The 11941-nt window shown below is 68.4% G+C and carries 10 protein-coding genes; 8 read left to right on the forward strand and 2 right to left on the reverse strand.

Annotated elements, in window-relative coordinates; genetic code table 11:
- Positions 1-1707: NAD-glutamate dehydrogenase domain-containing protein (locus tag ON37_RS06970; protein ID WP_040717958.1), on the forward strand; the 1707-nt coding region annotated here is incomplete at its 5' end.
- 162 nt (positions 1708-1869) lie between these two features.
- On the opposite strand, the gene ON37_RS06975 is transcribed toward ON37_RS06970, so the two are convergent.
- Positions 1870-2979 (reverse strand): SPFH domain-containing protein, encoded by a 1110-nt coding sequence (locus ON37_RS06975; RefSeq protein WP_040717959.1) that lies wholly within the window; start codon positions 2977-2979, stop codon positions 1870-1872.
- Positions 2980-3163: 184 nt separating this feature from the next.
- On the opposite strand from ON37_RS06975, the gene ON37_RS06980 reads away from it, so the two are divergent.
- Both ON37_RS06980 and ON37_RS06985 read left to right on the forward strand, forming a co-directional pair.
- Positions 3164-4738, forward strand: a complete 1575-nt coding sequence (locus ON37_RS06980) for an amino acid permease (protein ID WP_083892784.1) — start codon at positions 3164-3166, stop codon at positions 4736-4738.
- A 193-nt stretch (positions 4739-4931) separates the two neighbouring features.
- Positions 4932-7295, forward strand: coding sequence for a serine/threonine-protein kinase (locus tag ON37_RS06985; protein ID WP_245553093.1), 2364 nt, complete (start codon positions 4932-4934; stop codon positions 7293-7295).
- A 7-nt stretch (positions 7296-7302) separates the two neighbouring features.
- Here ON37_RS06985 and ON37_RS06990 read toward each other — a convergent pair whose 3' ends face one another.
- Positions 7303-7665, reverse strand: coding sequence for a DUF1707 SHOCT-like domain-containing protein (locus tag ON37_RS06990; protein ID WP_040717961.1), 363 nt, complete (start codon positions 7663-7665; stop codon positions 7303-7305).
- Between the two features lie 116 nt (positions 7666-7781).
- Here ON37_RS06990 and ON37_RS06995 point away from each other — a divergent pair, with 116 nt between their 5' ends.
- The 5 genes from ON37_RS06995 to ON37_RS07015 all read left to right on the forward strand — a co-directional run.
- Positions 7782-8516, forward strand: a complete 735-nt coding sequence (locus ON37_RS06995; protein ID WP_040717962.1) for a MerR family transcriptional regulator — start codon at positions 7782-7784, stop codon at positions 8514-8516.
- A gap of 144 nt (positions 8517-8660) precedes the next feature.
- Positions 8661-9179, forward strand: coding sequence for a hypothetical protein (locus ON37_RS07000; RefSeq protein WP_157171375.1), 519 nt, complete (start codon positions 8661-8663; stop codon positions 9177-9179).
- 109 nt (positions 9180-9288) lie between these two features.
- Positions 9289-9879 (forward strand): dihydrofolate reductase family protein, encoded by a 591-nt coding sequence (locus ON37_RS07005; RefSeq protein WP_245553094.1) that lies wholly within the window; start codon positions 9289-9291, stop codon positions 9877-9879.
- 57 nt (positions 9880-9936) lie between these two features.
- Positions 9937-11361 carry an AAA family ATPase gene (locus ON37_RS07010; RefSeq protein ID WP_051031287.1) on the forward strand — a complete coding sequence of 475 codons (1425 nt, stop codon included), beginning with the start codon at positions 9937-9939 and terminating at the stop codon, positions 11359-11361.
- Positions 11358-11941, forward strand: a 584-nt coding sequence (locus ON37_RS07015; protein ID WP_040717965.1) for an AAA family ATPase, incomplete at its 3' end; no start/stop codon positions are given. The genes ON37_RS07010 and ON37_RS07015, both read left to right, overlap by 4 nt.

Raw genomic sequence — 11941 nt, forward strand, 5'->3', positions numbered from 1 at the left:
GGCGTCTTCGATCGGTCAGCGAAGGCGATCACCGTCACCCCGCAGATTCGCGCCGCCCTCGGTCTGGACCCGGGCGTGAGTACGCTGTCGCCGCCGGAGATGATCCGGGCGATCCTGCTCGCTCCGGTGGATCTGCTGTGGAACGGCGGTATCGGCACCTATATCAAGGCCAGCACCGAATCCCATGCCGACGTCGGCGACAAATCCAACGACGCGGTCCGCGTCGACGCGGATCTGTTGCGGGTCAAGGTGATCGGTGAGGGCGGAAATCTGGGCGCCACCGCCCTGGGCCGGATCGAGTTCTGCCGCAACGGCGGCCGGATGAATACCGATGCGCTGGACAATTCGGCCGGTGTCGACTGCTCCGACCACGAGGTCAACATCAAAGTGCTGCTGGGCGCGGCGATTTCGGCGGGCGAGCTGGCTGCCGAGGATCGCAACGCACTGCTCGCCGAGATGACCGACGAGGTGTCGGAACTGGTGCTGCGCGACAACATCTCGCAGAACTTCCGGATGGGGCTGTCGCGATCCAATGCCGCCGCGATGGTGGAGGTGCACCGCCGTCTCATCGCCGAATTGGAAACCCGGCGTGGCGTCGACCGGCAACTCGAGGCGCTGCCCTCCGATGCCGAACTGGACCGGCGGGCCGCGGCCGGCGTGGGTCTCACCTCGCCGGAGTTGGCGAATCTGCTGGCGCACGTGAAGCTTTCGCTCAAATCCGATCTGCTCAGTGGCGATCTGCTGGACAACAGTGCGTTCGAGGCGCTGCTGCCCGGGTACTTCCCGACGCCGCTGCGCGAGCGGTTCGGCGCCGCGATCGGCCGGCATCCGCTGCGCCGCGAAATCCTGGCCACCATGGTGGTCAACGATATGGTCGACTACGGCGGAATCACCTACGCCTTCCGGCTGGCCGAGGAGGCCGGCGCCACCACCGACGACGCGGTGCGTGCCTTCACCGCGGCCGTGGAGATCTTCGATCTGCGGGAGCTGTGGGAACGGATTCGCACCACGCCGATGCCGGCCGCCGCGCGCAACGAACTCGAGTCGGAGACCAAGCGCACGCTGAACCGGGCGGCCCGCTGGCTGCTGACCAACCGGCCGCAGCCGATCGCGGTCGGCGCCGGAATCGCCCGCTACCGCGACGGGGTGCGGGCGCTGGCCGCGAAGGTGCCGGCGTGGCGTCCCGGCGCCCTCGCCGACGATCTGATGGAACGGTCGCGGGGTCCGATCGGTCTCGGCGCCCCCCGCGAACTGGCGGAGGAGGTATTCCTGCTGATTCACCGGTTCCCGCTGCTGGACGTGCTCGACATCGCCGATATCTGCGAGCGCGACGCCGAGGAGGTCGCGGCGCTGTACTACGCGCTCGACGATCACTTCGACATCCAGCGGCTGCTGTCGGCGGTCGCCGGGCTGGATCGTGGCGATCGGTGGCAGACGTTGGCGCGCTTGGCCGTTCGCGAGGATCTCTACGACTCGCTGCGCTCGCTCACCGCGGACGTGTTGACCACCACCGAGCCCGTCGACAGTCCGGAGGAGAAGATCGCGTACTGGGAGTCCACCAACCGCTCGCGGCTGAGCCGAGCCCGCGCGGCGCTGGGCGAGATCTTCACCTCCGATTCCCATGACCTGGCGACCCTGTCGGTGGCCGCCCGCCAGGTCCGCAGCATGGTCGGCAGCGCCGAGACGACGGCGACGGTGCCCAGCTGACCTGCCGGTGGGTTCGGGTGTGCCGCCTGGGACCGGCACACCCGAACCCGTTCCGGTACCTTTCGTCGGCGCCGCATGCCCGGACTACCCGGGCGTGCGGCGTTGCCGTCTGCAGCTCGAATGTTCTTCTGTACCAGGATGATTCGCTGCCGAGCCGAATGCTCAGGTAGTGACGGCGGTGCCGCAGGCGCCGCAGAACCGCGCGGTCGTACCCAACTCCGTACCGCACTCCGTGCAGTGTCGCGGGGTCGCGGCGAGCCGGGTGCCGCAGTGCATGCAGAAGCGCGCATCCCGTGGATTCTCCGTCCCGCAGGACGTGCACACCTGCCGGCCGGCGGTCAGGGCGGCGGGGGAGTCCGCCGCCGGGGGCGACTGCGGGGGAGTGGTCGGCGCACCGGGCGGCGCCGGTGCGGAAGCCCACGGCGACGGCTGCCCGACGGCACCCACGGCATTGAGTCCCAATGCGGCGCCGAGGAATCCGCCTTCCACCCCGCCGGTCGACTGCGCCATCCCCTGGCCGGCGCCCAGCGCCATCTCACCGGCGGCATAGCGCTGGAAATCCCCCGCGAGGCGAATGTAGGTGACGTCCTTGGCGAGTCGTTTGAGTCGCTCGGCGTCCTCGGGTGCGAGAGTGATGTCGAAATTGCCCAGCCGCGCGATCCGCAGCCCGTATTCGTAGAGTGCCAGGTTCGTCCGGCGCACCACCGCCGTCTCGATCGACTGCAACTGGGCGGAGAGTCCGAGCACCTGCCACTCGCCCTGCGAGATGCCGTGCGACACGGTCATCTTCATGGACTTCAGTAGCAGATCCGCGGACCAGGACTGCACTCCGGCAGGATCGGAGAGATCGGTGGTGCCGACCAGGGAGGTGAGCAGTTGCGCGGGATCGCGAACGGCCATGGCGAATTCCCCGAAGACGCGCAGCGTCACGACCTGTTCGCTGGCCGGATCCACGATGTCGTCGAGCCGGCCGCCGAATTTGACGCCCGAGAATTCGCGCGTGGAAACGAAATACAGTTCCGCCCGGTAGAAGTTGTTGCCGGTGACGGTGTCGACCAGCGCACCCAGCACGGGCAGCTCGTCGGCGTCGATCCGGTGCCGGCCGGGCCCCATCGTGGCGACCACGCGGCCGGACTTGACGAACAGCGCGAGCTGGTCGGCATTGACGATGGCGCGGCTGTAGCGCCGGATGTTGAGATCGGGCCACTTGTAGACCAGTTGATCCTTGTGGCCGTCCGGGACGGCGATGAATTCGCGCTCGAACCAGGCCATATCGTCGCCCTCCCTCGAAAACTGTCGTTGTCCAGCGTACCGATACCTATCGGTATGGTCTACCGGCGACCTCGGTCGATGTCATTTCCGTTGTGTTACAACCCATCCCACCTGTTGAACGTGCCGTTGATTGACGGTACATTGCCCGTAGATATGATCGCCGTCACGTGAAAGGTCCTCCATCATGACAACTGTTCGACCTCCTTCGGAGGCGACGGCGCCCGCGGACGCGCTGCATGCCGAGGATGCGGGTTATCACAAGTCGCTGCGCCCCCGGCAGTTGCAGATGATCGCCATCGGCGGCGCCATCGGCACCGGCCTGTTCCTCGGCGCGGCGGGCCGCCTGCACGATGCGGGTCCGGGCCTGTTCCTGGTCTACGCGGTCTGTGGAATCTTCGTATTCTTCATCCTGCGAGCGCTCGGCGAGCTGGTGTTGCATCGCCCCTCCTCGGGCTCGTTCGTCTCCTACGCCCGCGAGTTCTACGGGGAGAAGCTGGCGTTCGGCGTCGGCTGGATGTACTTCTTCCACTGGTGTATGACCGGGATCGTAGACATCACCGCGATCGCGACATATGTCCACTATTGGGGAGGCACGCGCAGTATCCCGCAGTGGGTGATCGCCCTGGTGGCGCTGGCCATCGTGGTCGGCATCAACTTGATCTCGGTGCGCTGGTTCGGTGAGCTCGAGTTCTGGGCCGCGCTGATCAAGGTGGTCGCGCTGGTCGCCTTCCTGATCGTGGGTGTGGTCATCCTCGGCGGCCGGTTCGAACTGGACGGCCAGACCACCGGGCCGAGCCTGCTCTCCGCCCACGGCGGACTGTTCCCGACCGGGTTCCTGCCGCTGGTCACCGTCACCACCGGTGTCGTCTTCGCCTACGCCGCCGTGGAATTGATCGGCACGGCCGCGGGTGAGGCCGAGAATCCGGAGAAGATCATGCCGCGCGCGATCAATTCGGTGATCGCCCGGATCGCCCTGTTCTATGTGGGTTCGCTGGTCCTGCTCGGACTGCTGTTGCCCTACACCGACTTCCGCGCCGGTGAGAGCCCGTTCGTCACCTTCTTCTCCAAGCTGGGTGTGCACGGCGCCGGATCCATCATGAATCTGGTCGTGCTGACCGCGGCGTTCTCCAGCCTGAACGCCGGGCTCTACTCCACCGGGCGGATTCTGCGGTCGATGTCGATGAACGGCAGCGCGCCGAAGGTGGCCTCGCGGATGTCGAGCTCCGGTGTGCCGTATGTGGGGATTCTCGCGACCGGATGTATCGCGTTGATCGGCGTCGGGCTCAACGCCCTCGTGCCGGACAAGGCGTTCGAGATCGTGCTGAACATGTCCGCGCTGGGCACGATCTTCGCGTGGACGGCGATCATCCTGTGCCAGCTGCAGTTGTGGCGGTGGTCGCGGATCGGCAAGGCCGAGCGGCCCTCGTTCCGGCTCATCGGCGCCCCGTACACCAGCATCGCCACCCTGGTCTTCCTCGCGGCGGTGGTGATCCTGATGGCCGCCAGCGATGACGATGTGCAGCGGTTCGCGGTGGTCGCCATGGTGTGCGTGATGTTGCCGGCGCTGGTCGCGGGCTGGTTCCTGGCGCGCAAGACCGTCCTGGCGATGGCCACCGAGCGACTGGGCTACACCGGCCAGTTCCCGGTTCTGGCCGAACGTCCGCTGCAGCACGAGGCGAGCGAAGCGTCCGCGCCGCAGGCGGATTCCGCTGCGGGCCCGGGGGAGTCCGGACCGCAGTCCGAGCCCGGCAAGCAGTGATCCGGCCGTCCGCCCCGGTACCACCGGGGCGGCGTCCTTCCCGGCATTGGGAAGTCTCGGTGCGCGGTGTGGCGAGTGGGGAACGAGAATGAGGCCTCGGTTCATCAGCGGCCTCGGGAGGTTTCTCATGCCGGAGCGACCCGAAACGCCACTTCCGCACCCGTGGGCGAATCGCCGCATCCGAGGCAGCGAGATGCCCGTCCCCGAGGCGCATCCGTGGGCCACGCGCCGCAACGGCCGAGGTGAACCGTCTCAGCGACTCCGGGTGGCCGTCGACGCCCCGGCCGAGGAGTCCGTTCGCCGCAACGGGAACGGATCGGCCGAATCGGTGGACACGGCCCCCGGATTCGCCCTGCCGGACCTCTCGGGGCCACAGACCCGCGCCGTCGACGTGGATCCGCTGGGGACCGACAGCAGTTCCGGTCGCAGCGCCCGTTCCCGCCCGAGCCCGCGCCGATTGGGCGCGGGTCTGGTGGAGATGCCGCGGGTGGTCTCGGTTGACCCGCGCTCCGCGGTGCTCGACGATCCGGAAGTACCCGAGAGCAAACGGTTCTGCTGGAAATGCAATGCCCCCGTAGGCCGGTCCGGGCCCGACGGTGCGGGTGTGGTGGCGGGGGAGTGCGGAAAATGCGGTTCCCCGTTCAACTTCCGGCCGATCCTGCAACCCGGTGAGGTGGTGGCCGGACAGTACGAGGTGCAGGGATGTCTGGCCCACGGCGGGCTCGGCTGGATCTACCTCGCGGTCGACCGCAATGTCAGCGATCGCTGGGTGGTGCTGAAGGGCCTGCAGAATCCGCAGGATTTCGAGGCGCACGTGGTGGCCCTCGCGGAACGGCAGTTCCTGTCGGAGGTGGCCTATCCCGGCATCGTGAAGATCTACAACTTCGTCAAGCACCGCTGTGCCGGCCGCGATGTGGCCGACGGGTACATCGTGATGGAGTACGTGGGCGGGCAGTCGCTCAAGAAGGTGCTGGATCAGCGTGCCCCGCAACGTATTCCGGTGGCAGAGGCGATCGCCTATGTGATGGAGGTGCTGCCCGCGCTGGACTATCTGCATTCGTTCGGATTGTCCTACAACGATCTCAAGCCCGACAACGTCATGGTCAGCGAGGACGAGGTCAAGCTGATCGATCTCGGCGCCGTCGCGGCCATGGAGTCGTTCGGAAGTATTTACGGCACACCGGGTTTCCAGGCTCCCGAGATCACCGACACCGGACCGACCGTGGCCTCCGACATCTACACGGTGGGCCGGACCCTCGCCGCATTGGTCCTCCCGCTGCCGCGCGACGAGGACGGTCACCATCTTCCCGGAATCCCAACGCCGGAGGAGCAACCGCTGCTGGCCCGCTACCCGGCCCTGTACCGGCTGCTGTGCCGCGCCACCGATCCCGATCCGGCCCGGCGGTTTCCGTCGACCTATTCGATGTACTGTCAGCTCACCGGCGTGCTGCGGATGGTGCTGGCCACCGACACCGATCGCGAACACCCGCAGGCGTCGGTCGAATTCGGCTCCATGCGAGGCGATTTCGGTATCGAGACGCTGATCGGGCAGACCGACGGCATCGTCGACGGCCGGCACCGGATGCCCACCCTGGAGGCGCGTGCCGTGGTGGCCGCGCTGCCGGTACCGCTGATCGACAGCACCGATCCCAGCGCCGAACTGATGTCCACCCTGCTGCACGGCGATCCCCGCCACGCCCTCGACACCCTGCGGCGGATGCGCGACCGGATCGCCTCCGGGGTTCTGGCCGATACCGGCTCCTTCGAACTCGAGGGCGCCCTCACCGCGGTGCGGGCCCATCTGGACCTCGGCGAGGTGGCCCCCGCGCGAGCGCTGCTGCGGGAGCTGGCGGCGCGCTACGAGACCGATTGGCGGCTGTCGTGGTACCAGGGCATCGCCGACCTTCTCGACGGGGCGTTCGAGCCGGCGTACGAGCACTTCGACCGGGTGCATGCGATGCTGCCCGGCGAGATCGCGCCCGCCCTGGCGCTGGCCGCGACGGCGGAGCTGGTACTGCAGCATCTCGAACTGCCCGCCGACCCGGATCGGTGGCACCGGGCCGCGGTCGAGTTCTATCGCAGCGTGTGGCGCACCAATCACGGCGTGGTCAGCGCTGCTTTCGGCCTGGCGCGACGGCTGGCCGCCGACGGTGATCTGCTCGATGCGGTCACCGTCCTGGACCGGGTGCCCATGTCCTCACGCCATTACGCCCTGGCGCATATGACCGGTGGCCTGCTGCTGGTGTCGCGTCCGGTTGCCGAGGTCACCGAGGAGGATCTGGCGGCAGCGGCGGACCGGCTCGCGGCGTTGTCGGAGGAACCGCGGGCCCTGCAGCTGCAGGTCGTGGTCGTGGGCGCGGCGCTGGAGTGGTTGCGGGCGGGCGGGCAGCCACGTCGGCCCGATGCCACGCTGCTCGGTTTCGAACTCACCGAGCCGGGGCTGCAACGCGGGCTGGAGGCCTCGCTGCGCGCCCTGGCCCGGACGGCGCCGGGCCGTTTGCATCGCTATCGGCTCGTCGATCTGGCCAATCAGGTGCGTCCGCGCACCCGCTGGTAGTCGCGGCTCAGGCCACGCCGCGGGCCCGCCACACCAGCACCGCGACCGGAGCCGCGGCGATCAGCAACAGCCACAACCAATTTCCGGCCGCCCAGGCCGACACCACCGCGAAGACGGTGATCGCGCCGGCCAGTACGGTCAACGAGGGCAGTGGATTGGCGGGCGTCGGCGCCGGCGGGTCCGGCGCGACGACGGGTAGATCGGTGAACAACGCGGCCAGTTCCACCTTCGTGCCGGCCTTGGTGGCGAGTGCGGTGCGCTCGTCGAATTCGCTCAGCGTCAATCTGCCGGCACCCAATTGCTGTGACAATTCCTGCAGTGCGCGCTCTCGCTCGGCGGCGCTGGGGCGCGCGTCCGCCATATCGTCCATGCACAGCAGGATAGGTCCGGCACCCCCGCTGATCGCAATCGAACCGCCAAGGATGGGAACCGGCGTGTGCCGTACGCTTGCGATCCGCCGGTGTTTCAGTGTGGTTTCCTTGATGTATGACGACCGGGACCGAATACACCATCGACGAGCTCGCGCGTGAGGCAGGTACCACCGTGCGCAGCCTGCGGGTGTATCACGAGCGGGGCGTGCTGCCGCCGCCGCAGGTCAAGGGTCGTACCGGCTTCTACAGCGCGGAACACCTCAACCGGGTGCGGACGATCAGTCGCCTGCTCGATCGCGGGATCAAACTCAACGGCATCAAGGAGTTGCTGAACGCCTGGGACCGCGGCGACGACCTCGGCGACATTCTCGGTGTCGCGGAGCCGGATGCCTCGTCGGCCACCGAATCGCCGGCCGGCGGGACGATCGCGGCGACGGAACTCGAACAGCGGCTGCGCGATGTCCCCAACGGGCTCGCCCGGGTGGTCGCGCTGGGCTTGTACGAGCCGGTCGACGCCACCACCTACCGGGCCGCGGATCCGGCGTTGCTGCGCGCGGCCGACCAGTTGGCCGCCGCCGGGGTGCCCGAACCGGAGATCCTGGCCGAATTCGAGCGTCTCGCCGCCGAATGCGATCGAATCGCGCGCCGGTTCGCGGACCTGTTCCAGCGCACCGTATGGACGGCCTTCCAGCAGTCCGAGGGCGCGCCGGCGGATGTGGCCCGGCTGGCCGCCGGTTCGGATGCCGTCCGCACCGTGTCGGCGCAGGCCGGGGCCGAACTGGTGGGCCGGTATGTGGCGCGCTATCTCGAACAGGACACCGCGCTGAGCGAGGCGCTCGCCGATTCCTGAGCGGCCGCGCCGACTCGAATCACTCCCACTCCTGGGAACCTCTCCAACAATAACGTGCCGTTGGATAACGGTACATTGGTGATGTGGCCAATACTCCACCGCTGCAACGAATGACCGGTGGATGACATGAACGGAGACACACCGATGACCGCAGCCACCCTCGCTCGATCCGCCCGAACCCTGCTGCTCACCGCCGCGCTCGCGGTCACCACGGGCGCCGCGGTCGCCGGTTTCGCGACCGCGCCCGCCTCGGCGCAGGTTCCGGGACCCCACTGTCTGTGGGCCGGTGACGCTTTCACTCAGGGCGCCCAGATCCATGCCGGCGGCTGGGCCTTCAGCTGTCGCACCGACCTCTTCGGGGCGGCACGCTGGAACGCCGACGGGCCGTCCGGACGCCGGAACACGGTGCCCAACCCCGGTGCCTTCGGTAATCCGGTGGGCCGCTTCAGTCCTGGCGCCCGCCAGCCCGGCACCTCCTACAACGACTATTGCGTCGGCAATCAGCTGATCGCCGGGAACGAGGATGTCTACGAGGCGGTACCGGCCTTCGGCGGGCTGTACTGGCGTGCGGCGGGACCCATTTCGCAGTGGCGCTTCGACGGCGACGCACCGGCACAGACCTGGCGTTCGTCGAGTCTGTGCCGCGACGGCGAACTGTTGTGATCAGCCGGGCGCGACCTACTTAAGTAGCTGCGCCCGGACACTACCGATGCGCGCCACCCTCGCCTGTAGCCACAATCACACCCGGCAGGAAACGGCAGATGGGTGAGCGATGGCAGGCGTGACACTGTGGATGCAGATGTCGCTCGACGGATACGCGGAGGGGCCCGACCAGGAAATTCACTGGCCGGTGGTGGACGAAGAGCTGTGTGAGTCCTTCCTGGACGAATTGCGGACCGCCGAGGTGTTCGTATACGGCCGCAAGACATTCGAGATCATGGCGGCGTTCTGGCCCTACGCGGACTCCGATCCGGCGATCTCGCCGTTCTACGTCGAATTCGCACGCTGCTGGAAGCGCACCCCGAAGCTGGTGTTCTCCCGCACGCTGCGCAACCCGGGGTGGAACACCGAGGTGATCGGGGCGGATCCGCTCGGGGAGATCAACCGGTTGCGGGCCCGCTCCACCGGACCCGTCGTCGTCTTCGGCGGGGCGCAGACCGCCTCGTACTTCCTCGAGCACGACCTGGTGGACGAGTACCGCTTGTTCGTCCACCCGCTGCTGCTCGGCGGTGGCGTGCCGCTGTTCCCCAAACCGCTGGACACCGCTGGTCTGCAGCTGGTGGACATCATGACCTTCGACAGCGCCGTGGTGCAGATGCACTATCAGCAGGTCCAACCCGTCGCCGAACGGGTGGTCGCCTAGCGTCTGTGACGAATTCGGGGGAACTGTCGGACCCGGGTGAGATAATTTGTTCTCACTATGTTCCAGCTATCGCGTACCGGCGCCCTACCCGCCACCAGCAGCGAGTTCGTCGGCAGGCAGGCGCAGCGCGAGCGGCTCGCGGCGCTGATCGCCCGCGGTGCCCGGCTGATCACCGTGCTCGGCCCCGCCGGCATCGGGAAGACCCGGCTGGCGATCGAGACGCTGCGCCGGGATATCGGCCTGCCCGCGCGCTGGCTGGCGGCGGCCGAGGCGGACACCGCGGCGGTGGTCGCCGAGCTGCGCGGCCAGGCCGCGCACGCCGACGGAACGGCCCGCGTCCTGGTGCTGGACAGCTGTGATCGCCTGCTGCCCACCCTCGCCCCGGAGCTCGCGGATCTGCTCGAGGCCGATCCCGACCTCACGGTGCTGGCCACCAGCCGGGAACCGATCGGCTGGATCGACGAACATCTCGTACCGGTGCCGCCGCTGGATCCGCCGGATGCCTTGCGACTGGTGCGCAAACGCATCGAGCTCACCGGACGCAGTATCGGTGCGGGGGAGCTCGAGACCGGGGTATTGACCCGGATCTGCCACCACCTCGACCACAATCCGCTGTTCCTGCGGCTGGCCGCTGCCCGGATGCAGCATCGTCCGCCCGCCGCCGTGCTGCAGGAGGTGAGCGGTGACGCCTACGACCGCCGCTTGCACTGGTCCGACGGTGCGCGGGTCGGAGTCGAGGCGCGGCACCGCGATATCGGCGCGGCCATCGCCTGGTCCGCGGATCGGTGCGATGCCACCGAACTGCTACTGCTGCAACGGTTGTCGGTCTTCCCGGCCGACACCGGAGGGGACGAGGGCGTCGACCTGGAGAGCATCGTCACCGTCTGCGCCGACGACGCGCTTCCGGCGGTCACCGTCGAATCGGTGCTGGACCGGTTGGTGGAGCGTTCGCTGGTCACCGTCCGATTGACCAGCACCTCGGCGCGGTGGGCGCTCGGCGAATGCGTGCGGGTCTACGCCCGGGCCGAATTGCACCGGCGCGCACCGCAGGAAGCGAATCGGCTGACGGCACGATATCGGCGCCTGCGGCACGCCGACGTGCACGACGACCGCGGTACCGACCGGCGGCTCCGCTGCCGCCCGGCGGCGCAACGCACTGCGAGCCCGACACAACGCGCCGAAATCGTTGCGCCGCAACATGGTCCGGAATCGGACGGCTGGGCGCTGCTGTCCCGGGCCGAACGTGAAGTGGCGGTACTGGCCGCCGCGGGGTTGCCGAACAGTGCCATCGCCGGTCGCCGGCGCAGCTCGGTGCGGACCGTCGATGCCCAGGTGGCGATGGTCCGGCAGAAACTGCGGATCACCTCGCGCGCGCAGATCGCCCGGCACCTGCCCGGCGACGCCGCCGAACGGATGCGCCGGGAGGCCGCCCGGGCGGCGGTCGGACCCGAGCCGGGACGACCCGGGGCGGCGCGCTCGTGACCGAGGCTCGCATCCCGCACTTCGTCGGGCGCGGTGAGGAATTGCGGCGCATCGCCGAGCTGCTCGCACCGGGTGGACCTCGGCTGATCACCCTGCTGGGTCCGGGCGGGATCGGTAAGACGACGCTGGCCACCGAGGCATTGCGCCGCTACCAGCGGCCCGGTCGCGATCATGTGCTGTGGGTCCGGCTGGCCCGCCTGGAAGCCGGATCCGATGCCGATGCGGTCGCCGAAGAGGTGGTGCGGACGGTCGCACCGACCGATATGACCGGACGATGCGCGGAGGACTGTCTGCTCGACGCCTTCGCCGTCCTCGGCAATCGCCGCACCATTCTGGTGCTCGACAACTGCGAGCATGTGCTGGCGCCGGTGGCCGGGTTGGTCGTCGATCTGCTGACGTTGATTCCCGAGCTGACCATCGTGGCCACCAGCCGGGAGCCGATCGGGTGGATCGACGAACGACTGGTGCCGGTGCAACCGCTCACCAATCCCCATGCGGTGGAACTGTTTCGCCGTCGCGCCGAACTGACCGGCCGTCCGATTCCCGACGATCCGGCCGATCTCGACCTCGCGGCGCGGAT

It is taken from the genome of Nocardia veterana NBRC 100344 (assembly GCF_000308855.1).
GTDB lineage: Bacteria > Actinomycetota > Actinomycetes > Mycobacteriales > Mycobacteriaceae > Nocardia > Nocardia veterana.

What these genes read in the sequence shown, in the direction of transcription:
- ON37_RS07000 (WP_157171375.1), top strand. Translation starts at nt 8,661, where the DNA reads ATGACCGCAGCCACCCTCGCTCGATCCGCCCGAACCCTGCTGCTCACC.
- ON37_RS06975 (WP_040717959.1), bottom strand. Translation starts at nt 2,979, where the DNA reads ATGGCCTGGTTCGAGCGCGAATTCATCGCCGTCCCGGACGGCCACAAG.
- ON37_RS06980 (WP_083892784.1), top strand. Translation starts at nt 3,164, where the DNA reads ATGACAACTGTTCGACCTCCTTCGGAGGCGACGGCGCCCGCGGACGCG.
- ON37_RS07010 (WP_051031287.1), top strand. Translation starts at nt 9,937, where the DNA reads ATGTTCCAGCTATCGCGTACCGGCGCCCTACCCGCCACCAGCAGCGAG.
- ON37_RS06985 (WP_245553093.1), top strand. Translation starts at nt 4,932, where the DNA reads ATGCCCGTCCCCGAGGCGCATCCGTGGGCCACGCGCCGCAACGGCCGA.
- ON37_RS07005 (WP_245553094.1), top strand. Translation starts at nt 9,289, where the DNA reads ATGGCAGGCGTGACACTGTGGATGCAGATGTCGCTCGACGGATACGCG.
- ON37_RS06995 (WP_040717962.1), top strand. Translation starts at nt 7,782, where the DNA reads ATGACGACCGGGACCGAATACACCATCGACGAGCTCGCGCGTGAGGCA.
- ON37_RS06990 (WP_040717961.1), bottom strand. Translation starts at nt 7,665, where the DNA reads ATGGACGATATGGCGGACGCGCGCCCCAGCGCCGCCGAGCGAGAGCGC.